Origin of the sequence: Micromonospora sp. ATCC 39149 (assembly GCF_000158815.1) — a bacterium.
GTDB lineage: Bacteria > Actinomycetota > Actinomycetes > Mycobacteriales > Micromonosporaceae > Micromonospora.
This window is the reverse complement of record NZ_GG657738.1, coordinates 1,746,578-1,768,890: the sequence shown is the minus strand read 5'-3', so window position 1 is coordinate 1,768,890 and position 22,313 is coordinate 1,746,578. Positions and strand designations below refer to the sequence as shown.

At 74.3% G+C, this 22,313-nt stretch carries 19 protein-coding genes and 2 pseudogenes; 11 read left to right on the top strand and 10 right to left on the bottom strand.

The window, feature by feature from the left end; all coding sequences use genetic code 11:
* Window positions 1-82 precede the first annotated feature (82 nt).
* Together MCAG_RS07170 and MCAG_RS07165 are read right to left on the bottom strand one after the other, a co-directional pair.
* Window positions 83-1,309 (bottom strand): S8 family peptidase, encoded by a 1,227-nt coding sequence (locus tag MCAG_RS07170; RefSeq protein WP_007072301.1) that lies wholly within the window; start codon window positions 1,307-1,309, stop codon window positions 83-85.
* Window positions 1,310-1,415: 106 nt separating this feature from the next.
* A complete protein-coding gene (locus tag MCAG_RS07165) occupies window positions 1,416-2,192 on the bottom strand; it encodes a nucleotidyltransferase (RefSeq protein ID WP_036372686.1) in 777 nt (258 codons plus the stop codon).
* Between the two features lie 288 nt (window positions 2,193-2,480).
* Between MCAG_RS07165 and MCAG_RS30515 the strand changes: the two genes are divergently transcribed.
* The 4 genes and pseudogenes from MCAG_RS30515 to npdG all read left to right on the top strand — a co-directional run bounded on the left by MCAG_RS30515 (window position 2,481) and on the right by npdG (window position 5,839).
* Complete coding sequence (locus MCAG_RS30515; protein ID WP_036372683.1) at window positions 2,481-2,684, top strand: hypothetical protein; 204 nt, start codon at window positions 2,481-2,483, stop codon at window positions 2,682-2,684.
* A gap of 82 nt (window positions 2,685-2,766) precedes the next feature.
* Window positions 2,767-3,561 carry a hypothetical protein gene (locus MCAG_RS30510; protein WP_083802215.1) on the top strand — a complete coding sequence of 265 codons (795 nt, stop codon included), beginning with the start codon at window positions 2,767-2,769 and terminating at the stop codon, window positions 3,559-3,561.
* A 54-nt stretch (window positions 3,562-3,615) separates the two neighbouring features.
* Window positions 3,616-5,059: pseudogene (locus MCAG_RS07150) on the top strand (RNB domain-containing ribonuclease).
* An 81-nt stretch (window positions 5,060-5,140) separates the two neighbouring features.
* Window positions 5,141-5,839 (top strand): NADPH-dependent F420 reductase, encoded by a 699-nt coding sequence (npdG, locus tag MCAG_RS07145; RefSeq protein WP_036372681.1) that lies wholly within the window; start codon window positions 5,141-5,143, stop codon window positions 5,837-5,839.
* A 191-nt stretch (window positions 5,840-6,030) separates the two neighbouring features.
* Here npdG and MCAG_RS32290 read toward each other — a convergent pair whose 3' ends face one another.
* The 3 genes and pseudogenes from MCAG_RS32290 to MCAG_RS07130 form a co-directional block, all read right to left on the bottom strand.
* Complete coding sequence (locus tag MCAG_RS32290) at window positions 6,031-6,543, bottom strand: hypothetical protein (protein ID WP_007072296.1); 513 nt, start codon at window positions 6,541-6,543, stop codon at window positions 6,031-6,033.
* Window positions 6,544-6,660: 117 nt separating this feature from the next.
* Complete coding sequence (gene panB, locus MCAG_RS07135) at window positions 6,661-7,506, bottom strand: 3-methyl-2-oxobutanoate hydroxymethyltransferase (protein WP_007072295.1); 846 nt, start codon at window positions 7,504-7,506, stop codon at window positions 6,661-6,663.
* A 205-nt stretch (window positions 7,507-7,711) separates the two neighbouring features.
* Window positions 7,712-9,488, bottom strand: a pseudogene (locus MCAG_RS07130) (NAD+ synthase).
* A 223-nt stretch (window positions 9,489-9,711) separates the two neighbouring features.
* On the opposite strand from MCAG_RS07130, the gene glnA reads away from it, so the two are divergent.
* Together glnA and MCAG_RS07120 are read left to right on the top strand one after the other, a co-directional pair.
* Complete coding sequence (gene glnA / locus MCAG_RS07125; RefSeq protein WP_036372678.1) at window positions 9,712-11,061, top strand: type I glutamate--ammonia ligase; 1,350 nt, start codon at window positions 9,712-9,714, stop codon at window positions 11,059-11,061.
* A gap of 106 nt (window positions 11,062-11,167) precedes the next feature.
* A complete protein-coding gene (locus tag MCAG_RS07120) occupies window positions 11,168-11,593 on the top strand; it encodes a DUF350 domain-containing protein (RefSeq protein ID WP_036372675.1) in 426 nt (141 codons plus the stop codon).
* Window positions 11,594-11,737: 144 nt separating this feature from the next.
* On the opposite strand, the gene MCAG_RS07115 is transcribed toward MCAG_RS07120, so the two are convergent.
* Window positions 11,738-12,304, bottom strand: coding sequence for a hypothetical protein (locus tag MCAG_RS07115; protein WP_007072291.1), 567 nt, complete (start codon window positions 12,302-12,304; stop codon window positions 11,738-11,740).
* A gap of 180 nt (window positions 12,305-12,484) precedes the next feature.
* Between MCAG_RS07115 and MCAG_RS07110 the strand changes: the two genes are divergently transcribed.
* Window positions 12,485-12,967, top strand: coding sequence for a hypothetical protein (locus MCAG_RS07110; RefSeq protein ID WP_007072290.1), 483 nt, complete (start codon window positions 12,485-12,487; stop codon window positions 12,965-12,967).
* 56 nt (window positions 12,968-13,023) lie between these two features.
* On the opposite strand, the gene MCAG_RS07105 is transcribed toward MCAG_RS07110, so the two are convergent.
* Window positions 13,024-13,956, bottom strand: a complete 933-nt coding sequence (locus tag MCAG_RS07105) for an LD-carboxypeptidase (RefSeq protein ID WP_007072289.1) — start codon at window positions 13,954-13,956, stop codon at window positions 13,024-13,026.
* An 80-nt stretch (window positions 13,957-14,036) separates the two neighbouring features.
* Between MCAG_RS07105 and MCAG_RS07100 the strand changes: the two genes are divergently transcribed.
* The 4 genes from MCAG_RS07100 (at window position 14,037) to mptB (ending at window position 21,091) form a co-directional block, all read left to right on the top strand.
* Window positions 14,037-14,870: a type 1 glutamine amidotransferase gene (locus tag MCAG_RS07100; RefSeq protein WP_083802214.1), complete on the top strand. Its 834-nt coding sequence runs from the start codon at window positions 14,037-14,039 to the stop codon at window positions 14,868-14,870.
* A gap of 7 nt (window positions 14,871-14,877) precedes the next feature.
* Window positions 14,878-18,000: a bifunctional [glutamine synthetase] adenylyltransferase/[glutamine synthetase]-adenylyl-L-tyrosine phosphorylase gene (locus MCAG_RS07095; RefSeq protein ID WP_036372672.1), complete on the top strand. Its 3,123-nt coding sequence runs from the start codon at window positions 14,878-14,880 to the stop codon at window positions 17,998-18,000.
* A gap of 677 nt (window positions 18,001-18,677) precedes the next feature.
* On the top strand, window positions 18,678-19,670 hold the full coding sequence (locus tag MCAG_RS34510; protein WP_050777895.1) for a hypothetical protein: 993 nt from the start codon (window positions 18,678-18,680) through the stop codon (window positions 19,668-19,670).
* Window positions 19,664-21,091 carry a polyprenol phosphomannose-dependent alpha 1,6 mannosyltransferase MptB gene (gene mptB / locus MCAG_RS07085; RefSeq protein ID WP_036372669.1) on the top strand — a complete coding sequence of 476 codons (1,428 nt, stop codon included), beginning with the start codon at window positions 19,664-19,666 and terminating at the stop codon, window positions 21,089-21,091. The genes MCAG_RS34510 and mptB overlap by 7 nt, the downstream gene beginning before the upstream one ends.
* A gap of 75 nt (window positions 21,092-21,166) precedes the next feature.
* Here the strand turns inward: mptB and MCAG_RS07080 are convergent, their stop codons facing one another.
* The 3 genes from MCAG_RS07080 to MCAG_RS07070 form a co-directional block, all read right to left on the bottom strand.
* Window positions 21,167-21,799, bottom strand: coding sequence for an acyltransferase family protein (locus tag MCAG_RS07080; protein ID WP_050777894.1), 633 nt, complete (start codon window positions 21,797-21,799; stop codon window positions 21,167-21,169).
* Entirely contained in the window at window positions 21,747-21,980 is a 234-nt protein-coding gene (locus tag MCAG_RS07075) for a hypothetical protein (protein ID WP_036372666.1), read from the bottom strand. Before MCAG_RS07075 ends, MCAG_RS07080 begins: the two co-directional genes overlap by 53 nt.
* Window positions 21,977-22,313, bottom strand: a 337-nt coding sequence (locus MCAG_RS07070) for a BBE domain-containing protein (protein ID WP_198141514.1), incomplete at its 5' end; no start/stop codon positions are given. The genes MCAG_RS07070 and MCAG_RS07075, both read right to left, overlap by 4 nt.

Below are 22,313 nucleotides of genomic sequence, written 5' to 3'. Positions count from 1 at the left end.
CCGGGCCGTCGCGGCCTGACCCCGGACGTGGTGCGGCCCCGGAGCGATCGGGCGCTCCGGGGCCGCACTCGGAGGTGGGGAATCAGCTCGCGGGGGAGACGTACAGCAGGCGGTTCGGAGAACCGGTGCCGGGGCTGGTCACCACGCCGGCGGTGGCCGTGGTGGTCAGGTGCGCGGCGACCTGGGCCGGGGTCCAGGTCGGGTTGTTGGACAGCACGCGGGCGGCGGCGCCGGCCACGTGCGGGGCGGCCATCGAGGTGCCCGCTGATGGTGTTGGTGGCGGTGTTGCTGTTGTACCAGGCGGACAGCACCGTTCACGTCCCGGGGCGAAGATGTCAAGGCAGGTGCCGTAGTTGGAGAAGTCGGCCCGCGCGTCGTTGTTCTGCGTCGCCCCGACGGTGATCGCCGCGGGGACGGCGGCCGGCGAGGAGGAGCAGGCGTTGGCGTTGGAGTTGCCGGCAGCCACCGCGTAGGTGACCCCGTCGGCGATGGAGTTCGCCACGGCGGTGTCCAGCGACGAGTTCACCGAGCCGCCGAGGCTCATGTTCGCGACCGCCGGCTGGCCGGCCTGGTGGTTGGAGGTCACCCAGTCGACCCCGCCGATGACGCCGGCGTTGGTGCCCCGGCCGCGGCAGTTGAGTACCCGCACGGCGACGAGCTTGACGTCCTTGGCCACGCCGTACGAGGTGCCGCCGACGGTGCCGGCGACGTGGGTGCCGTGGCCGTTGCAGTCGGCCGCCGGCAGGGCGTTGTCGACCGCGTCGTACCCGTCGACGGCCTGGCCGCCGAAGTCGTTGTGGGTGGTGCGGATTCCCGTGTCGATGATGTACGCCGTCACGCCGGTGCCGGTGCTGGTGTAGTTGTACGAATTGCTCAGCGGCAGGGCCGCCTGGTCGGTGCGGTCCAGCCCCCACGGCGGGTTCGCCTGCGTGGTCTGGATGCTGACCTCGTGGTTCTGCTCGACCCAGGCGACGGACGGGTGCGCAGCCAGGCGCTTCGCGGCGGACTCGGACAGCCGCACCTCGAAGCCGTTGAGTGCCGCGCCGTACACCTGGGCGATGCTGCCGCCGAACTGCTTGGTCAGGCTGCTGGCGGAGCGGGAGACGGCGGCGGAGCGGGTGCCGGCCTTGCCTCCGACGGCGCTGTCCTTCAGGACGACGATGTAGCTGGAGGGAACGGCCGTGGCGCCACCGGCGTGGCGGATATCGCCGGCCGCCGGTGCTGCGGACACCGGGCTGCCGATCATGGTGGTGGCCAGCGCCGATGCGGTCAACACGCCGAGGGTGGCGGCCTTGCGGGACAACGTCATCTATCGGTCTCCTCTGTCGTCGACCGCGCGGGAGCTGGACTTACGCGGTCTGAGATCGTGATGACAGGCTATCCAGTGATCTACAAGCGGCTATATATCGAATAGGTCATAGCATCGCGCGAATCCCATCACGCGCACCCTGCTGGAACGCGCGGGCCGTTCGGCCACCGGGTGGCGGACCACCGTGCCGGGCCGCGATCGCCCGCTCGATCAGGCCCGACGCCGGATGCCCCCACCCGATCACCCGCCGCCCCGCTGCTACCTTGGGCAGCCAGATCCCGTCGCGGCAGCGCACCAGCGCGCGGCAGGCGCCGAGCACCGCGTCCTCGGTGCCTGCCGCCGGCTCGTCCCCGGGCGGGGTCGGCAGCGCCAGCCACCACGTCAGCGCGTCCACCAACAGCCGGCGCAGATCGGCCGGCGTCATGTCGGCGAACGCCTCGCCGGCCGGCGGCCCGGCCAGGGTCAGCCCGCAGGAGTGCAGGATGCTGCGGTCCAGCCCGTACCAGAACCGGCCGTCGGAGGCCGGCCGCTCGTCGCCGGACCAGGTCACCCGCGACGGCATCCCCGCACCGGTGTTCAGCTCCACCTCGAATCCCGGCTCCGGGGTGCCCGACCGGGCCACCTCGTGGTGGTAGACGACCAGTTCCAGCCCGCGTGCGGGGCAGGGCAGAACCTCGTGCCGCAGCCGGGCGACCAACTCCCGCTTGCGCCCGTCCGCCAGGGCCCGCGCGCACAGCAACGCCACGTCGACGTCGCTGCGCCCCGGTTGGTACGCCCCGAGGGCCACCGAACCGGCCGCGTACGCCCCGACGAGGTCGTCGCCGAGCACGTCCCCGGCCGTGGCGATCAGCTCCGCCACGTAGCGCTCCACCTCCGGGTCCACCGAGGCATTGTGCCGCGCTGCCCGGGCCCCCGTCCCGGGCAGTCCCGGTCGTGCGCCCGTCAAAGGCGCTCCAGCAGGGCGGCGAGGCTGATATGAAGTGTCCCAGGGCGGTCGGTAGGGGACAGGAACCCCCTCAACCGGTCGCCGCCGCTCTCCACCCACACCGCCTTATCCGGCGGTTCCGCCGTTTCGGCCCGGCGGCCGGGCAGCGCGTCTACTGTGGAAGACATCGGCGACTGTTTGCCTGAACCGGTGGCGGCCGGGCGGTGTGCGGTGCACAGTGATCCCATGAGCGACAGCGGAAGTGGTGGGCACTACTACTGGTGCACGCGACACCACCGGGTCGAGACCGAGGCCGACGTCTGCGCGGCGCGGCACGTGCTCGGGCCGTACGCCTCGGCCGCCGACGCGGAGAACGCCCTGCAGCAGGTGCGGGAGCGCAACGACGCGTGGGACGCCGAGGACGCCCGTTGGGCCGGGGAGGACAGATAAGCGGCGCGGGACGGCCCGCGCCGAGGAACTCCGTGCCCCGAGAGGAGGCACGCGAGCGCATGTCCCCAAGGAGGGAACCGAGATGGCCGAAGCACAAAAGGCCACCACCCGCCCGGCCGCCAAACGTACGACCGCGAAGAAGACCGCTGCGGCCGGACGGGCTACGGGCACTACCCGGGCCGCCACCTCGGCGACCCGGCGGTCGACCGTGACCAAGGCATCCCCGAACGCCTCCGGAGCCGGGGCCGGCCGGGTGCCGGCGAAGAAGGCGGCCGCGAGGAAGACCGCCGCGACGAAGATCGCGGCCCAGAAGGCCCCGGTCAGCAGCAAGGCCCCCGCGAAGAAGGCACCCGCCACGAGGACCCCCGCGAAGAAGGCCCCCGCGAAGAAGGTCACCGCCGCGAAGCAGGCCCTCGCGAAGAAGGTCACCGCCGCGAGGACCACCGTGAAGAAGACCACCGCCGCCAAGACCACCGCCGCGACGGCCTTGACGAGGAAGGCCCCAGCGAGGAAGGCCGCGAAGAGCACCACCGGGGCGACGGCGGCGAAGCGGACTACCACGGCGGCGAAGAAGGCCCCGGCGAAGAAGACCACCGCCCGGAAGACCACCTCGACCCGGCCCACCGGCGGTGCCCGCACGGCCGTCGCCAGGAAGGCCCCGGCGAAGAAGGCCCCGGCGAAGAAGACCACGGCCACCTCGTCGACCACCGCCCGCAAGGCGGCGGCGAAGAAGGCCACCGCGAAGAAGGTCCCCGCTGCGCGGAAGACCACGGCGCGGAAGGCCACCACGGCCAGGAGCGCACCGGCCCGCACGGCGGCGGCCCGAGCCGCCGCGCCGCGCGGCGCCCGCACCGCCGCCCGGAGGGCCACCGGCTGACCCTGCCGCCGTGCGGGGGAGCGGATGAACCGTCGCGCTGTCAGGATTGACCCCGTGGTGATCCGACGCGTCCTCGCGCCCCGCATCGACTTCGGCGCGCTGCGCCGCGAGCTGGAACTGCCCGAGGGGTTCCCGCCCGCAGCGCAGCGCGAGGCCGAGGCGGCGGCCGCCGCGCCGCCCCGGCCCGCCGTCGACCACACCGACGTCCCGTTCGTCACCGTCGACCCGGCTACCTCGCGGGATCTCGACCAGGCGATGCACCTCGCCCGCCGCCCCGGTGGCGGCTTCCGGGTCCGGTACGCCATCGCGGACGTCGCCGCCCACGTGCGCCCCGGCGGCGCGCTGGAGGAGGAGACCTGGCGGCGCGGGCAGACCGTGTACCTGCCCGACGGCAACGTGCCCCTGCACCCGGAGACCCTCAGCGAGGGCGCGGCCAGCCTGCTGCCCGGCGAGGACCGGGCGGCTGTGGTGTGGACCATCGATCTCGCCCCTGACGGCGGCACGGTCGGCGTCGCGCTGGAACGCGCCCTGGTACGCAGCCGCGCCAAGCTGGACTACGTCGGCGTCCAGGCCGACGCCGACGCCGGCCGCCTGCCCGAGCCGATCGCCCTGCTGCCCGAGCTCGGTGCCCTGCTCACCGCGCGCGGCCTGCGCCGGGGCGCGGTCAACCTGCCGCTGCCCGAGCAGGACGTCGAACCGGACGGCGACGGCTGGCGGCTGATGCTGCGTGGCCCGGGTCCCGATTGAGGAGCACAAACGCCCAGATCTCCCCTGCTCACCCGGGATGGCCGCCGCCGACATCATGCTTGGCCCGGCGGGATCGGTCTGCTGCGTACCATGCCGCAGCCGAGGCCGGAGGCGGTGGCCCGGCTGCGCACCGCCGCCGCCCCGCTGGGCGTCGACTGGCCGGCCGGCGTCAGCCTGGGTGAGGTGCTGGCCGGGCTGGACGCCTCGGAGCCCCGGGTCGCCGCGTTTCGTCGACCAGGCGGCCGAGCTGATGCGCGGGGCCGCGTACGCCGCGTTCGACGGCGCGGTGCCCGACCGGCCGGAGCACGGCGGGGTCGCTGCCGCGTACGCCCACGTCACGGCACCGCTTGCCCGGCTGGCCCGACCGGTACCGCCACCGAAGGTCTGCCTGGCCCTGCACGCCGGCCGGCCGGTGCCCGACTGGGCCCGGGCGGCGCTGCCGAAGCTGCCGCAGGTGATGGCCGCGACCGACCGGAGGGCCGGCGCGGCCACCCGGGCCGCCGTCGAGCTGACCGAGGCGGTGCTGCTGGCGCACCGGGTCGGCGAAACCTTCGACGCGGCGGTGCTCGACGTGGACGCGCCGCCGAACGGCCGGCCGAGGCCGGCCCGGCAGCCCGGCGGAACGGTGGCGCTGGACGCCCCGCCGGTGCGGGCCCGCTGCACCGGGGTGCTGCCCCTGGGCGAGCGGGTCCGGGTCCGGCTGGTCGAGGCCGACCCGACCACCCGGAAGGTCCTCTTCGCGCTGGCCTGACGGCGGGCATCGCCGGGTCGGTGGGTTTTCGCACAGCGTCCGGCGCTGCTGCCGGCCCGCGTGATTTGCGAGGATGGACGCATGGCATACGACGCGAGCACGCTGCCCGACGTGTCCGGGCTGACCGTCGGCATCATCGGCGGCACCGGCGACCAGGGCCGGGGCCTGGCCTACCGGTTCGCCCGCGCCGGGCAGTCCGTGCTGATCGGCTCCCGGTCGGCCGAGCGCGCCGCCGAGGCCGCCGTCGAGATCGCGGCGCTGCGGGGCGTGTCTCCCGGTGCCGAGGTCGCCGGGGCCGGCAACGAGGAGGTCGCCCGGCGCAGCGACGTGGTCGTGATCGCGGTGCCGTGGGACGGGCACGCGGCCACCGTCGCGGCCCTGGCCGAGCCGCTCGCCGGCAAGATCGTCGTCGACTGCGTCAACCCGCTCGGCTTCGACCGGCAGGGCCCGTACGCGCTGGCCGTCGCCGAGGGCAGCGCCGCCCAGCAGGCCGCCGCCCTGCTGCCCGACTCCCGGGTCTGTGCCGCGTTCAACCACGTGAGTGCCCCGCTGCTGGCCGACCCGGCGATCGACCGGATCGACCTCGACGTGCTGATCTGCACCGAGGACCGCGAACTGGTGGGCGTCGTGGGCGCGCTCGCCGCCCGGATTCCCGGGATGCGTGGCATCTACGCCGGCCGGCTGCGCAACGCCCACCAGATCGAGGCGTTCACGGCCAACCTGATCGCGATCAACAAGCGTTACAAGGCCCACGCCGGCATCCGCGTCACCGACCTCTGAGATTCCATGGCCTGCCCCGGGCCGCCTCGAAGGATGAGGATCGGGCCTGGTCTGTGCTCGAGGAGCGCGCCTTCGAGTTGAAGCTGGTCGACGGTCGATTCTCTTCACAGCGGCACCGGTCCGCTCGGGTGCGACGAGTCCCGTCGGTCGTGGCGCGCCGCGACCGACGGGACCAGCTCAGACCCCTCGGGTCAGAAGTTCAGGCTGACGCCGGTCTTCTTGCAGGCGACGTTGGCCCTCGCCCCGGTCTTCTCCAGGACGGGGCTGTCCGCGGCGGCGGTGACGTCCGAGGCGCTCGCCACCTTGCGGGCCTCCGCGCCGAACGCCGCCAGCGCGGCGGCGACCTCGCTGCCGGAGCCGCCCGTGGCGACCACGTCCGCCATCCCGTCCGCCATCTCGGTGTACGCCTTCTTCAGCGCCGGCGTCGGATCGCCACCCGACGTCACGGCCTTCACCAGCGCCGCCTTCGAGTCGTCGCCGATCTTCTTCGCCGCCTGGCAGAGCTTCTTGTCGGCTGCGGGATCGGCGGCGGCGGTGGAGGGTGCGGCTGTGGGGGAGGCGGCGGCCGTGGGTGGGGCGGCTGTGGCAGAGGTGACAGCCGGGGTGGGCGCGGCCGTCGGCGACGGCTCCTTCCCGCCGCACGCCGCGAGCGCGACCAGGGAAACGCAGGTCAGGACAACGGTTGAGATACGTGCATGATTCACGGACGGCTACCTTAGCGGCTTCGTCCGCTGCGTCGTCCACCGACACCGGGCTGATGGACGACGCAGCGGCACGCCGTCCACCAGCCCGGATGCGCAGCCGCCGGTCGGCCCCGGATGCTAGAAGGTGTGTTCGGCGGCGGGGAACTCGCCTCCCCGGACCTCGTCGGCGAACCGCTGGGTGGCCTCGGCCAGCGCCCCGGCCAGGTCGGCGTAGCGCTTCACGAAGCGGGGGGCCTTCCCGGTGCGCAGGCCGGCCATGTCCTGCCAGACCAGCACCTGCGCGTCGGTGTCCGGCCCGGCGCCGATGCCGACGGTCGGGATCGACAGTTCCCCGGTGATCCGCTTGGCGACCTCGCCCGGCACCATCTCCAGCACCACCGCGAACGCGCCCGCCTCGGCCACCGCGAGGGCGTCGGCGAACACCTCGTCGGCCGTGTCGCCGCGCCCCTGCACCCGGTACCCGCCGAGGGTGTGCTCGCTCTGCGGGGTGAAGCCGATGTGCGCCATCACCGGGATGCCGGCCCCGACGATCGTGGCGATCTGGTCGGCGCAGCGCCGGCCGCCCTCCAACTTCACGGCGTGGCAGCCGCCCTCCTTCATGAACCGCACGGCGGTACGCAGCGCCTGCGTCGGCCCCTCCTCGTACGAGCCGAACGGCAGGTCGCCGACGACCAGCGCCTGCCGGGTCGCCCGCACCACCGCACGGACCAGCGGCAGCAGTTCCTCGGTGGTCACCGGAAGCGTCGTCTCGTAGCCGAAGACGTTGTTCGCCGCCGAGTCGCCGACCAGCAGCACCGGGATCCCGGCGGCGTCGAAGATCGATGCCGTGTACTGGTCGTACGAGGTGAGCATCGACCACTTCTCGCCGCGTTCCTTGGCGGCGAGCAGGTCGCGGGTGCGGACCCGCCGGGTGGCCGGGCCGCCGTAGAGGGCGGTCACCTCGGTCGGGGTGGACTCCACCATGACTCTCTCCTTCCTCGAGGCCGCGCGCGCGGTCCCCGGGTTCCTCGCAAGCGTCGCACCGCGCGACGGTCGCCGGCAGGAGACAGTGGAGGATTTCACTTCATGGGGGACCGGGCGCGCCCTCCGGATTCCCGGAGAGTGACGCGCCGAGCCCGACGCGCGGTGGGCGGCGCTCACGGTGCGGGTGGTGCCGCCCCGGCCCGGGTCAGCTGTCCTCGCGCCACCGGTTGGTGATCGGCAGCCGCCGGTCCCTCCCGAACGCCTTCATGGAGATCTTCGTGCCGGGGGCCGACTGCCGGCGCTTGTACTCGGCGGTGTCCACCATCCGCAGCACCCGGTCGATGATCGCCGGGTCGTGCCCGGACTCGACGAGCCCGGTCCGGCCCAGGTCGCCGTCGATGTACCCGATCAGGATCGGGTCGAGCACGTCGTAGTCCGGCAGCGTGTCGCTGTCGAGCTGGCCGGGGCTCAGCTCGGCGCTCGGCGGCTTGCCGATCGAGTTCTCCGGGATCGGCGGGGTCTCGCCCCGGCGGGCGGCGTCGGCGTTGCGCCACTTCGCCAGCCGCCAGATCAGCGTCTTCCACACGTCCTTCACCGGGTTGAAGCCGCCGACCGAGTCGCCGTAGAGGGTGGAGTAGCCGACCGCCAGCTCGCTCTTGTTGCCGGTGGTGAGGACCAGGTGGCCCTCCTGGTTCGACAGCGCCATCAGGAGCACCCCGCGTACCCGGGCCTGGAGGTTCTCCACCGCCACCCCGGACAGCGACATGTTCGCCAGGAACGTGTCCACCATCGGCTGGATCGGCGCCACCCGGTAGTCCAGCCCGGTGCGCTTGGCCAAGTCCTCCGCGTCGGCCCGGGAGTGCTCCGACGAGTGCTGGCTGGGCAGCGAGACGCCGACCACCCGGCCGGGGCCGAGGGCGTCGACCGCGAGGGCCGCCACCACCGCCGAGTCGATGCCGCCGGACAGGCCCAGCACCACCGACGGGAACCGGTTCTTGTCGACGTAGTCGCGCAGGCCCAGCACCAGCGCCTGCCACACCTCCGCCTCGTCGGCGACCGGCTCGATAATTCCGCCCACCGCCGCCGCGCCGCCGGGCGCGGGCGGGACGTCGCCGACCGTGGCCCGGACGATCCGCATCCCGTCGGCCACCTCGCCGCCGGCGCGTGCCCCGTCGCCGCCGGCCCGTTCGGCCGCCGCCGGCAGCTCGACGTCGTGCATGAGCAGATGCTCGACGAACTGCGGGGCGCGGGCCAGCAGCGTCCCGTCCGCGCCGACGATCAGCGAGTCGCCCTCGAAGACCAGCTCGTCCTGGCCGCCGACCATGTTGACGTACGCGACGGTGGCCCCGGCCTCGGCGGCCCGGCGGCGCACCAGCGGCAGCCGGATGTCGTCCTTGTTCAGCTCGTACGGCGAGCCGTTGATGGTGACGACCAGGCCGACGCCGGCCTGCCGGGCCGCCGCGAACGGGCCGCCGGCCTGCCACATGTCCTCGCAGATGGTCAGGGCGACGTCCACCCCGCCGACGCGGACGACCGTCAGCGTGTCGCCCGGGACGAAGTAGCGGTCCTCGTCGAACACCCCGTAGTTGGGCAGGTGGTGCTTGAAGTAGGTGGCCACCACCTCGCCGCCGTGCAGCACCGCGGCGGCGTTGCGGGCCCCCCGGCCCGGCTCGGCGTCGGAGCTGACCTGCGGCGGGCCGTCGGCGTCCAGGTAGCCGACCACCACGGGCAGCCCGCCGAGGCCGTCGGCGGCCAGGTCGGCGGCGAGGCGGCGCAGCGCGGCCTGCGACGCGGCGACGAAGGACCGGCGGAACACCAGGTCCTCCGACCGGGTACCCGGTCAGCACCATCTCCGGGAACAGGACGAGCTGGGCACCGGCGTCGGCGGCCGTACGGGTCCACCGGCGAACCAGGTCGGCGTTGCCGGCGAGGTCGCCGACGCTCGGGTTGACCTGGGACAGGGCGAGACGCAGGGTGGGCATGTCCACATCTTGCCCCAGCCGGCCCGTCCCGACACGGCGGGCAGGTCGGAGACGGTCGCCACTTCCGCCGCGCGGCGGGCGCCTGCCTGGGGTCCGTCCGCCAGGGGGCGGGACACGACAGGACGCGGTCCGGGCCGGTCGCGTAACGTCTGCGTAAAGGAGCCGGTGGAAACTGGGCGGTCAGGCCCGACCGGCGGCGGAAACAGTGGCACGAGGGGTGGAAGTGGACCGTCAGCAGGAGTTCGTCCTCCGTACGCTGGAAGAGCGGGACATCCGGTTCGTCCGGCTGTGGTTCACCGACGTGCTCGGCACGCTCAAGAGCGTGTCGGTGGCCCCCGCCGAGCTGGAGGCCGCGTTCGAGGAGGGCATCGGGTTCGACGGCTCGGCGATCGAGGGCTTCGCCCGGGTCTTCGAGTCCGACATGGTGGCTATGCCCGACCCGACCACCTTTCAGGTGTTTCCCTTCGAGGGTGGAGTGAGCGGCGAGAGCGCCCGGATGTTCTGCGACATCCTGCTGCCCGACGGCGGCCCGTCCTGGGCCGATCCCCGGCACGTGCTGCGCCGGATGCTGTCCAAGGCGGCCGAGAAGGGCTTCACCTTCTACACCCACCCCGAGATCGAGTTCTTCCTGCTGGAGAATGGCCCGCAGGACGGCTCGGTGCCGACCCCGGTCGACACGGGCGGGTACTTCGAGCACACCACGCACGCGGTGGCGCGGGACTTCCGCCGGCAGGCCGTGCTGGCCCTGGAGCGCATCGGCATCTCGGTGGAGTTCAGCCACCACGAGGTCGCCCCCGGCCAGCAGGAGATCGACCTGCGCTACGCCGACGCGCTGACCACCGCCGACAACATCATGACCTTCCGGCACGTGGTCAAGGAGGTCGCGCTCTCCACCGGCGTGCAGGCCAGTTTCATGCCGAAGCCGTTCACCGACCAGCCGGGCAGCGGCATGCACACCCACTTGTCGCTGTTCGAGGGCGAGCGCAACGCGTTCCACGACGGCGGCGACCCGATGAAGCTGTCGAAGGTGGCGAAGTCGTTCATCGCCGGGCTGCTCATGCACGCCCGGGAGTACACGGCGGTCACCAACCAGTGGGTCAACTCCTACAAGCGGCTGTTCCCGCAGGCGCTGCCGGACCGGATCACCGAGAGCCCGGCGTACGTCTGCTGGGGTCACCTCAACCGGTCGGCGCTGGTGCGAGTCCCCGCGTACGGCAAGCCGAACTCGGCCCGGGTGGAGGTCCGCTCGCTGGACTCGGCGACGAACCCGTACCTGGCCTTCGCGGTGCTGCTCGGTGCCGGCCTCAAGGGCATCGAGGAGGGCTACGAGCTGCCCCCGGGTGCCGAGGACGACGTCTGGTCGCTGAGCAGCGCCGAGCGTCACGCCATGGGGTACGAGGCGCTGCCGGAGAACCTGTCCGAGGCGATCGACGTGATGGCCGGCTCCGAGCTGGTCGCGGAGGTGCTCGGCGAGCACGTCTTCGACTTCTTCCTGCGCAACAAGCGGGCCGAGTGGGAGCAGTACCGCCGCGAGGTCACCCCCTACGAGCGGCAGCGCTACCTGTCGCTGTAGTGCCGCCGGCCGGCGCGGTCTGTCGGGGGGTTGCGGCGGGCCGCTATCGTCTCGATCACCGCGCCGGCACCCCGCCGGGCGGCCGGTGGTGGTCGGGAGGCAGTCGGTGCTGGAGGACCTGCTCAGCGGAGCATGGCAGAGCGTCGTGTTCGGGGTCGTCGGGGTGGGGCTGATGGTGGCCGGTTTCGGCCTGGTCGACCTGCTCACCCCCGGCAGGCTGCGCGAGCTGATCTGGGTACGGCGCAACGCCAACGCCGGGTTGCTGCTCGCCGCGAACCAACTCGGCATCGCCGGAATCGTGTTCACCGCGATCCTGACCAGCTACAGCGACTTCGCCAAGGGGCTGGCGTCCACGGTCGTCTTCGGGCTGATCGGCCTGCTGATCATGGCGTTGGCGTTCTTCGTGCTCGACCTGCTGACCCCGGGCAAGCTGGGCGAAATCATCTGCTCCGACGAGCCGCACCCGGCGGCCCGGGTCAGCGCCGCCACCCACTTCGGGGCTGCGCTGATCGTCTGCGCCTGCATCGCCTGACCCGCCCGCCGCTTCCGGCGGGCAGGGCCGGCCGGATCGACGCGGCGGGTTGGGTTGGTGGCCCGTCATGTCGCCGACGTGGCGGGGTCGGAGTGCTCCGGACCCCGCCACGTCGGCGACATGGAGTTGATCAGGCGGTGGCTCTCACGGGCCGACCGGACCGCCGTGGTGGTGCCGGATCCCGCCGTCCTCGCTGTGGTGGTGCCAGATTCCGCCGTCCCCGCCGTGGCCGTGCCGGATCCCGCCGTCCTCGCTGTGGTGGTGCCGGACCCAGCCGCCCCCGCCGGGGAAGACGCCGGCCTCGACGGCCTTGGTGATGGCGTCGGCCTGCTCCTGGGTGAGCTTGCCGTCCTTGACGGCCAGCGCCAGCCGCTTCTTCAGCGCGGCCTGTCGGTCGGCGGCGTCGGGCCGCTCACCACGCTGGCCCTGCTCCGGCAGGTCGGCCCTGTGCTGCTCCCGGACCTTCTTGAGGGCGGCGGCCACCTTGTCGGTGGGGACGCCCAGCTCCTTGGCGAGCGCCTCGGCGAGTTCCTGCTGCCGATCGGCCCGCCGCTGCTGCCGATCGGTGTCCTCGCTGGTGCTGTTGCCGGCGCTCGGCGGGGTAGCACTCTCCTCGGCGAACGCGATGGTCGGCGCCGCGATCCCCACGCCGAGCACTCCGGCCGCCGCGAAACCGGCCAGTAGGTGCTTCTTCGACATCGTGCGGGACATTCAGGTCCTCCAAAATCCTCGCTCGGGTGCGATGACATCACCGACAGTGACCAATCGAGCTGGGCCGGAGCCGTGACGACCCTGTCAGCGAGCTGAAAGTCGGGCACTCGGGTCGGACAAACCGGTTGCCGGGGGACACCGCGCCCCTGCCAGGGTGGGCCGAACTCGACAGAGAGGCGGATGTCCGTGCCGCAGCCCACCATTCGCGAGACAGCCCTGCCCGACCCGGGCTGCGGGCCGTACGGGATCACCGCCGGCCCGGACGGCACGCTCTGGTTCACCCGCTCTGGCGACCACCGGATCCGCCGGATCACCACCGCCGGCGCGACGACCTCCGTCGCGCTGCCGGCCGGCACCGCCCCCGGCGGCATCGCCGCCGGCCCCGACGAAGCCCTCTGGTACGCGGGGATGAGCAGCGACACCGTCGGCCGGGTCGACATCGACGGGGCGCACACCGCGTACCCGCTGCCGGTCGCCGGCGGTTTCCCGTCGATGATCACGGCGGGACCCGACGAGGCCCTGTGGTTCACCCTCAACCAGGCCAACGCCATCGGCCGGATCGCGCTCGACGGTACGGTGAGGCTGCACCCGCTGCCCACCGACGCCGCCGGCCCCGTCGGCATCACCTGTGGCATCGACGGGGCGCTCTGGTTCGTCGGGTAAGGGCGTTTCGCCCCCTCTGTCGGGGCCCAGCTGCGAGATCGGCGCGGGGCGGGGGGCTAGGCGACGGCGGGCGAGGTGGTGAGGGTGCCGGCTTCGGCGTCGAGGGTGGCCTCGGTGCCGACAGGGACCGTGAGCTGGCCGTGGCCGTGGCCGATCGGCAGGCCGCCGAGGACCGGTACGCCGAGGTCGCCGAGGCGGTCGGTCAGCACGTCGGCGACAGTGGTTTCCCAGCCGTCCGCGCAGTCGGTGAACTGGCCGACGGCCACCCCGGCCAGGCCGTCCAGCGCCCCGGCGCGGCGCAACTGGGTGAGCATCCGGTCGACCTTGTACGGGGGCTCCTGCACGTCCTCGACCAGCAGCACCGCTCCGGTCAGGTCCGGCATGTCCCGGGTGCCGAGGGTGGCGGCGAGCAGGCACAGGTTGCCGCCGAGCAGCGTCCCTGTGGCGCGGCCGGGCACCCGTACGCCGAAGGTCTCCTCCCCGGGCACGGCGTCGACGGTGACCGGTTCGGTGGTCATCAGGGCGGCGTGCAGCGACTCGGCGGAACGCAGCGGGGTGCGCTCGTCCAGCCAGGCCGCCCCGGGGCCGTGCACGCCGGCCAGCCGGGCGCCCCGCCACAGGGCGAGCTGCAACGCGGTGATGTCGGAGAAGCCGGCGACCACCTTCGGGTCCCGGCGCACCGCCGCCATGTCGACGGCGTCCACGATGCGCTGCGCGCCGTAGCCGCCCCGGGTGCAGATCACCCCGCGCACCTGCGGGTCGGCGAACGCGGCGTTCAGGTCGGCGGCGCGCAGCTCGTCCCCGCCGGCCAGGTAGCCCCGCCGGGCGTATGCGTGCGGGGCGGGCACCGGCCGCAGCCCCCAACTGGTGAGCAGCTCCATGCCCCGGGCCACCCGCTCGGGCCGGGTCGGCCCGGACGGGGACACCAGCAGCACCGTGTCGCCGGGGCGCAGGACAGGTGGGCGCAGGACGGCGTCGTCGGCGGTCACAGCCGCCGAGCCTAACCGCCCGGCGGCTTCCCGCAGTGGGCACCGGGAACGCGCCGCGGGTTCCCGCAGTCAGTACCGGAATGCCGCTCGGCGCGCGGGTCGAGGCGTTCCGGGTGGCGGTCGACGTACCCGATAGCCTCGACGGCGTGGGAACCGCGCTGGTGATCGAGAACGACCCGACCGACGACCCCCGCCGGCTGGGGGAGTGGCTGGTGGAGGGGGGCCTGGCACTGCGGGTGCTGCGACCGCATGCCGGGGACGACCTCCCCGACGACCTGGACGGGTACGTGGCGCTGGTGGTGCTCGGCGGCGACCAGCGGGCCTACCCGGCGCCCGACGGCACCCCCGGGGCCCCCTGGTTCCCGAAGCTGGAGGGGCTGCTGCGCAAGGCCGTCCGGCACCGGGTGCCGACCCTCGGCGTCTGCCTCGGCGCGCAGCTGCTCGCCACGGCGCACGCCGGCCTGGTCGAGCGCAGCCCGTCCGGGCCCGAGGTCGGCCCGGCCGTGGTCGGCCGGCGGGACGCCGCCGAAGCCGACCCGCTGTTCCGGTACGTGCCGCTGATCCCCGACGTGCTCCAGTGGCACACCGACGAGATCACCGAGCTGCCGCACGGGGCGACCCTGCTGGCCGCCTCCACCCGCTACCCGCACCAGGCGTTCCGGCTCGGCGACCGGGCCTGGGGCCTGCAATTTCACATCGAGTGCGACACCGCCATGATCGCCGACTGGGCCGCCGACTCCGCCCTGCTCGACGAGCTGGGCTACGACCCCGAGCTGGTGGTCGCCGCCTGCGACCGGGTGATGGCCGACGTCGAGGAGGTGTGGCAGCCGTTCGCCATCCGGTTCGCCGCCCTCGCCCTCGGCGAGCTGGGTGACGACAGCGTCCGGCGTCCCCTGCCGCTGCTCGGGCACTGAGCCGATCATGAGCAGACCCGCCCGGGGCCGGCTGGCCCGCTACGGCTTCGGCACCGACGACAGCTCCCGCGCCGCCGACCTGCTCGGCCCGGCCGGGCTCGACCTGTGGCACCCGCAGGAACAGGAACCGGTCGACGACCGGGCCGCCGAGCTGCTGGCCGCGCTGTCCCGGGCCGCCGACCCGGACCTGGCCCTGCGCCAGCTGCACCGCCTCGTCGAGGCCGAGCGCCGCACCCGCACCGGCCCCGTCGCCCCTTCCACCCGCCCCGCCGCTGCGGGCACGGCCGCTGCGGCCAACGGTTCTGCGAGCAGGCCCGGAGACTCGGAGGTGCTGGACAGGCTGCACGCCGACCCGGGGCTGCGCCGGCGGCTGGTCGCCGTGCTCGGCGCGTCCTCGGCCCTCGGCGATCACCTGGTGGCCAACCCCGGCCAGTGGCCGGTGCTCGCCACCGCCCCTGACGGGCTCGCCCCCTCCGCCGAGGGCCGGCTCGACCTGGCCGCCGCCGCCCGCCTCAGCGCGTCCACCCAGCCGGTGGCGGTGCTGCGGCAGGCGTACCGGCTGGCCCTGCTGCGCATCGCGGCGGCCGACCTGACCGGCGGGCGCGCACTGGAGCAGACCATGGCGGCGCTCTCCGCGCTGGCCGACGTCACACTCGCGGCGGCGTACGACATCGCGGTGGGCGAGTTGCCCGAGGGGACCGTCGTGCCCCGCCTCGGCGTGGTGGCGATGGGCAAGTGCGGCGGCGGCGAGCTGAACTACGTCTCCGACGTCGACGTGATCTTCGTCTGCGCCGAGGACGACGAGCTGCCGGCGGCCACCACGATCGCCACCCGGCTGATCCACGTCTGCGGGCTGGTCGCCTGGCCCGTCGACGCGGCGCTGCGCCCCGAGGGCAACCGGGGCCCGCTGGTGCGCACCCTCGCCAGCCACCTGGCGTACTACCGGCGCTGGGCGCGCACCTGGGAGTTCCAGGCGCTGCTGAAGGCCCGCCCGGCCGCCGGTGACCTGGCGCTGTCCCAGGAGTGGATCGACCAGCTCGCCCCGCTGGTGTGGCGGGCCGCCGAGCGGCCCGAGGCCGTCGACGACGTCCGCTCGATGCGCCGCCGGATCATCGACAACATCCCGCCGAAGGAGCTGGAACGCGAGATCAAGCGCGGCCCCGGCGGGCTGCGCGACATCGAGTTCGCCGTCCAGCTGCTGCAACTGGTGCACGGCCGGGGCGACGAGACGTTGCGGGTGCCCGGCACCATCCCCGCGCTGCGCGCCCTGGTGGCCGGCGGCTACGTGGGCCGGGCCGACGGGGAGGCGCTGCTGCGCGGGTACCGCTTCCTGCGTGGCGTCGAGCACCGGCTCCAGCTCCAGGGCCTGCGCCGCACCCACACCGTGCCGACCGAGCCGGCCGCGCTGCGCTGGCTCGCCGCCGCCCTCGGCTACGCGGCCACGCCGGGCCGCAGCGCCGTCGAGGAGTTCCGCGCCGAGTGGGTCACCCACGCCACCGAGGTACGCCGGCTGCACGCCAAGCTGCTCTACCGGCCGCTGCTGGAGTCGGTGGCCCGTGTCCCCGCCGACGGGCTGCGGCTCACCCCGGAGGCGGCCCGGCACCGGCTGGAGATCCTCGGCTTCGCCGACCCGGCCGGGGCGCTGCGTCACCTCCAGGCCCTCACCGGCGGGGTGAGCCGCACCGCCGCCATCCAGCGCACCCTGCTGCCGGTGCTACTCAGCGAGTTCGCCGACGCCCCCGAGCCGGACCGGGGGCTGCTCAACTACCGGCAGGTCTCCGACTCCCTCGGCAGCACCCCCTGGTACCTGCGGCTGCTGCGCGACTCCGGCCCGGTGGCCCGCCGGCTGGCCCGGGTGCTCTCCTCCTCCCGGTACGCGGCCGACCTGCTGGCCCGCGAGCCGGAGGCGCTGCGGCTGCTGGCCGAGGAGAACGAGCTGACCCCGCGCCCGGCCGGGGTGCTCTGCGAGGGCTTCGCCGCCGCGGCGACCCGGCACGCCGACGACCCGGTCGAGGCGACCCGGGCGGTACGCGCGCTGCGCCGCCGGGAGCTGGTCCGCATCGCCTGCGCCGACGTTCTGAGCCGGGCCGGGTCGCTGGCCCCCACCCCCAGCCGGGACCAGGAGCGGGCCGTCGCCGGCCGTACCGACCCCGACGTACGGGCCGCGCTCGGCCTCGCCGACGTCACCGCCGTCGGCACCGCCCTGTCCGACGTCACCGACGCCACCCTGGCCGCCGCGCTGCGCGCCGCACGGGCCGCCCAGCCGGCCCTGCCCGGCCTGCGGTTCGCGGTGATCGGCATGGGCCGGCTCGGCGGGTACGAGTCGAACTACCTCTCCGACGCCGACGTGCTCTTCGTCTACGACCCGCCCTCCGGGGCGGACGAGGGCGCGGCCAGCGCCGCCGCCCACGCGATCGCCGAGGAGCTGCGCCGGCTGCTCTCCGCCCCCGCCCCCGACCCCGCCCTCGGCGTGGACGCCGACCTGCGCCCGGAGGGCCGGCAGGGCCCCCACGTGCGCAGCCTCGCCGCGTACGCGCAGTACTACGCCCGCTGGTCGAAGGTGTGGGAGGCGCAGGCGCTGCTGCGCGCCCGGTTCGTCTGCGGCGACGCCGACCTGGGTACGGAGTTCGAGGCGATGGTCGACCCGGTCCGGTACCCCGCCGACGGGCTGACCCGGGAGCAGATCGTCGAGATCCGGCGGATCAAGGCGCGGGTGGAGACCGAGCGGCTGCCCCGGGGCGCCGACCCGGCCACCCACACCAAGCTGGGCCGGGGCGGGCTTGCCGACGTCGAGTGGGCGGTGCAGCTGCTCCAGCTCCGGCACGCCGGCCGGCTGCCGGCGCTGCGCGGCACGCGTACCCTCGACGCGCTCTCGGCCGCGAGCGCAGCCGGCCTGGTCGACCCGGCGGACGCCACCGCGATGGCCGCCGGCTGGACGCTGGCCGCGCAGGTCCGCAACGCGCTGATGCTGGTGCGGGGCCGGGCCGGCGACCAGCTGCCCCGGCACGGCGTGGAGCTGGCCGGGGTGGTCCGACTGCTGGGCCGCGACGACCCGGGCGAGTTCCTCGACGAGTACCTGCGCACCGGCCGCCGCTCCCGCACGGCGATGGAACACGTCCTCGATGGCTGAGGCGCAAGGAAGGGCCCCTTCTTATCGCTTTTTGTATAGCAGGGGTCCCCTGCTAACACCCCCCGTCGTGGCGGCCGGAGCGGCGACGCTGCTCGCCGTGGCGTTCCTGCTCGCCCCGCCGATGGGCACCGACCTGGCCGCCCAGGTGGCCCGGGCCGGGTTCGCCGGCCGGCATGGTGCGACCCCGGTCGACCTCGGCTGGTACGGCGGCGTCGACCAGTTCGGCTACAGCCTGTTCACCGCCCGGCTGGCCGTCTGGACGGGGCCCCGCCCGCTCGGTGCCGTTGCCGCGGTGCTCGCCGCCGCCGCGCTGGGCTGGCTGTTCGCCCGGCACCGCGCCCGCCGGCCGCTGCTCGCCGGGGTCCTCGGCGCGGTCGTGCTGGTCGGCAACCTGGCCAGTGGCCGGGTCACCTTCGCCGTCGGGCTGGCGCTGGGCCTGCTCGCGCTGTGCGCGGTCGGCGTCGACCCGCCGGGGTTCGCGGTGCCGGGCCGGCGCGGCTGGGCCTGCCCGGTGCGGCTGGCCCTGGCCGGGCTGCTCGCCGGGCTGGCCACCTGGGCCAGCCCGGTCGCCGGCCTGTTCACCGGCCTGGCCGGCTCGGCGCTGCTGCTGGCGAGCCTGCGCCGGGGCCCCGGGCCGGGGCGGGCGCTGCCCGGCGGGTGGCGGGCCGACAAAACAAATGGCCGAGAGCCTGACGCTGTGCCTCGCCCCGGCGCTCGCGCTCGCCCCGATGGCGCTGCTGTTCGGCAACGGCGGCACGCAGCCGTTCACCGCCGAGTCGATGCGGATCAACGTGGCCCTCGCCGTGGTGGTCTTCTTCGCGGTGCCGCGCCGCCGCCGCACGCTGCGCGCCGGTGCCGCGCTTACCGTGCTGCTGCTGGTCGCCGCCCAGCTCGTGCCCAGCCCGATCGGCTCCAACGCACTGCGGCTGCCGATGCTGTTCGCGCTGCCCCTGCTCGCCGGGTATGCGCCCCTGCCCGGCCCGTGGCTGGCCGGGCTGCTCGCCGCCTGCCTCTGGTGGCAGAACCCGGTCATGACCGCCGACCTGTCCCGGGCCGGCTCGCCCGAGAGCGCGGCGGCGTACTACCGGCCGCTGGTCGACGAGTTGGCCCGCCGGCAGCCGGTGGGCCGGGTCGAAGTGGTGCCGCTGCGCGACCACTGGGAGTCGGCGTACCTGCCGGACACCGTACCGCTGGCCCGGGGTTGGGAGCGGCAGGTCGACACCCTCCGCAACCCGCTGTTCTACGGCGACGACCTTACCGCCGACGGGTACGCCGGCTGGTTGCGCCGCGAGGCTGTCGCGTACGTCGCATACGCGCCGGGCAGCGTGCCCGACCGGTCCGCCCGCCAGGAGGCCGCCCTCGTCGCGGCCGGTCAGCCGTACTTGCGGGAGGTGTGGCGGGACGCCACGTGGCGGCTGTACGCGGTGACCGAACCCGCCCCGCTGGTCGGCCCGCCGGGCCGGTTGGTGGACTCCGGCCGGGCCGCCGTCGGGTTCACTGTCGACGCGCCCGGCGACGTGCCGGTGCGGGTGCGCTGGTCTCGCTGGCTGACCCTGACCGGCCCGGGTGGCTGCCTCGCCCCTGCCCCGGACGGGTTCGTCACGGTGCGCGGGGCCACGCCCGGGGCGTACCGGGTGGGAAGCTCGCTGCGGCCGTCCGGACAATGCTGACCGTGGACCGTCACCGTCTGATCCGTTACGCGGGGCTCGCCGGCTCCGCGCTGCTGTCGCTCTCCGCGTTCCTCGGCGGGGCGTTCCCCGGCGGCGACCTGCGCCCCACCCCGGTCAGCATCTGGCAGGGCCCGCACGGGCCACTGATCATCGTGGCCTGGCTCGTCGGGACCGCGCTGATGGCGGGCGCGTGGTGGACGCTGCGCGACGGGGTGCCGTCCGCGCGCTGGGCGCTGGTCACCGCCGGACTCTGGCTGCTGCCGCTGCTGGTCGCGCCGCCGATGGCCAGCCGCGACGTGTACGCCTACGCGTGCCAGGGGGCCAGCTTCGCCAACGGCATCAGCCCGTACGAGCACGGCGTGTCGGCGCTGCCCTGCCCGTGGCTGGACACCATCTCGTACATCTGGCGGGACACCCCGGCCCCGTACGGACCGCTGTTCGTGGTGCTGGCCGGTGCGGTGGTGAAGGCGACGGGGTCACTGACCGCAAGCATCGTGCTGTTCCGGCTGTTCGCCGTGGCCGGGCTGGCGTTGACCGCCGCCTGCCTGCCGGTGCTGGCCCGCCGTTGCGGGGTCCCGGTCGGCAGGGCGCTGTGGCTGGCCCTGGCCAGCCCGCTGATCGGCGTGCACCTGGTGGCCGGGGCGCACAACGACGCGCTGATGGTCGGCCTGCTGGTCGCCGGGCTGGCTGCGGTGGCCGCCCGGCCAGGCCGCCCCGGCCCGCTGCTGGCCGGGGGAGTGCTGCTCGGGCTGGCCGTGTCCATCAAGATCACCGGCGTGGTGGTAATCCCGTTCGCCGCGCTGGCCGCCATGACCGGGCCGTACCGGATCCGCACGCTGGCGCGCGACGGCGGGTGGGTCGTCGCCGGCTCGGTCGCCACCGTGGTCGGGGTGACCTTCGCCGGTGGGCTGGACTTCGGCTGGGTCGGCGGGCTGTCCAAGGGCGGCGACGCGATCGCCTGGACGTCGCCGCCGACCGCCGTGGGCCAGACCGCCGGGTACGTCGCGCTGATTTTCGGCGCGCACGTCGACGCGCTTCCGGTGACCCGGGCGCTCGGCGTGGTGGTGCTGGCCGGGCTGCTGCTCTGGCTCTGGTGGCGGGCCCGCACCCGGAACCCGCTGTGGCACGCCGGCCTGGCGCTCGCCGCCATGGTGGCGATGTCACCGGTCGTGCACCCCTGGTACTGGATCTGGCCGCTGACCGTGCTCGCCGCGACGACCGTGCACCATACCCGCTGGTTCACCGTCGTCGCGCTGGTCTCGGCGTTCCTGATCCTGCCGGACGGCACCGGGCTGGCCCGGTACACGAAGCTGCCCGGGGCCCCGTTGATGACGCTTCTGCTGATCTGGGCGGCCGTGCGGTCGGTACGGGCGGCCAGGGCGGACCGCGAGCCGACCGGCACCGCCGCTGCCGCCGACTGAACGGGAGCGCGCCGGTGGCCGCAGTCGGGTTCGGGGCGGCCGGCGGGTTCCCCATCGGCCGCCCCGGGCCCACGATCAGACCAGTGCGGGGGTCCGCTCCGCGCCCGGCTGGGCCGGCCGGGCACTGCGCCGCGCCCAGGCCCGGGTGAGCGGCCTCTCCACCGTCCGGTACAGCAGCCAGCCGGCGCCGATGCTCACCACCAGCGCGCAGACGGCGAGCAGCAGGCCCACGCCCGGCGGCGGGGTGTGCGGGCCCAGCACCCGGCCCAACCCGGTGAGCAGGATGTCGTGAACCAGGTAGAACGCGAACGAGACCTCGCCGAGCAGCACGGTGCGCGGATGGCTCAGCCACCCTCCGCGACCCCGTTCGTCGAGGGTGGCCACGGCCGGGATCAGCAGCGCGACCGGGATGACGAAGCCGGCGTTGAGCTGGTACGCCAGCGGCTCGGCCAGGCTGGCCAGGTAGGCCACCAGGACGAGTCCGGCCGCCGATGCCGCCGGCAGCCCTGGCCACCGTCCGGCCCGGACGATCGACGCCATCAGCATGCCCAGGGCGAAGTCGAGCAACCGGACGGGCGGGAACGCGTACAGGAACCAGACCTGGTTCATCGAGTGCTGGTACAGCGGGGAGTTGCGGTGCGCCTCGCCGAACACGTCACCGGCCGGTAGCAGCCCGGCGACCGTCGGCAGCGCCAGGATGGTCGCCATCACCAGGCCGGCGGCCGGCCAGAGCAGCCGGTCCGGGAGCCGGCACGCCGCCCTCGCCGAGCAGGTGCCGGTTGAGCGACAGGTGGAAGCCGAAGACGAGCAGGGCGGCGAGGAAGCGCAGCCCGGTGAGGCTCTGCAACCGGCTGCCGGGCCGGCGTACGTCGAAGTTGACGGTTGTCATCGCGAGGCCCCGGTCAGTCGGCCGGCCGGCTGGATGGACTGGGCGTGCCGGAAGACGTCGCGCGGGTCCCACCGCGCCTTGACCCGCCGCAGCCAGGGATAGTTGCCCTTGTAGTAGAGGTCGTGCCAGGCGACGCCCGAGCTGTTCCAGGCCGGGTCGTTCAGGTCGACGTCGGCGTAGTTGACGAAGCAGCCGTCGGTCACTTCGTTGGGCACCGGCACTCCGCCGGTCGTGCCGTAGAGTTCCCGGTAGAAGTCCCGGACCCAGGCGCGGACGCCGACCAAAGCCGGGAGTGGTCGCCGGGGAGTGCCCCGACATGGTGAGCTGACGGTG

Coding starts and splice junctions, on each gene's coding strand:
- MCAG_RS07075 (WP_036372666.1), bottom strand. CDS start 21,980: ATGACAACCGTCAACTTCGACGTACGCCGGCCCGGCAGCCGGTTGCAG.
- MCAG_RS07095 (WP_036372672.1), top strand. CDS start 14,878: ATGAGCAGACCCGCCCGGGGCCGGCTGGCCCGCTACGGCTTCGGCACC.
- MCAG_RS30515 (WP_036372683.1), top strand. CDS start 2,481: ATGAGCGACAGCGGAAGTGGTGGGCACTACTACTGGTGCACGCGACAC.
- MCAG_RS07080 (WP_050777894.1), bottom strand. CDS start 21,799: ATGGCGACCATCCTGGCGCTGCCGACGGTCGCCGGGCTGCTACCGGCC.
- MCAG_RS07110 (WP_007072290.1), top strand. CDS start 12,485: ATGTCCGTGCCGCAGCCCACCATTCGCGAGACAGCCCTGCCCGACCCG.
- MCAG_RS34510 (WP_050777895.1), top strand. CDS start 18,678: ATGGCCGAGAGCCTGACGCTGTGCCTCGCCCCGGCGCTCGCGCTCGCC.
- panB (WP_007072295.1), bottom strand. CDS start 7,506: ATGGTGGAGTCCACCCCGACCGAGGTGACCGCCCTCTACGGCGGCCCG.
- MCAG_RS07170 (WP_007072301.1), bottom strand. CDS start 1,309: ATGACGTTGTCCCGCAAGGCCGCCACCCTCGGCGTGTTGACCGCATCG.
- MCAG_RS07100 (WP_083802214.1), top strand. CDS start 14,037: ATGCCGCTCGGCGCGCGGGTCGAGGCGTTCCGGGTGGCGGTCGACGTA.
- MCAG_RS30510 (WP_083802215.1), top strand. CDS start 2,767: ATGGCCGAAGCACAAAAGGCCACCACCCGCCCGGCCGCCAAACGTACG.
- MCAG_RS07115 (WP_007072291.1), bottom strand. CDS start 12,304: ATGTCCCGCACGATGTCGAAGAAGCACCTACTGGCCGGTTTCGCGGCG.
- mptB (WP_036372669.1), top strand. CDS start 19,664: ATGCTGACCGTGGACCGTCACCGTCTGATCCGTTACGCGGGGCTCGCC.
- npdG (WP_036372681.1), top strand. CDS start 5,141: ATGGCATACGACGCGAGCACGCTGCCCGACGTGTCCGGGCTGACCGTC.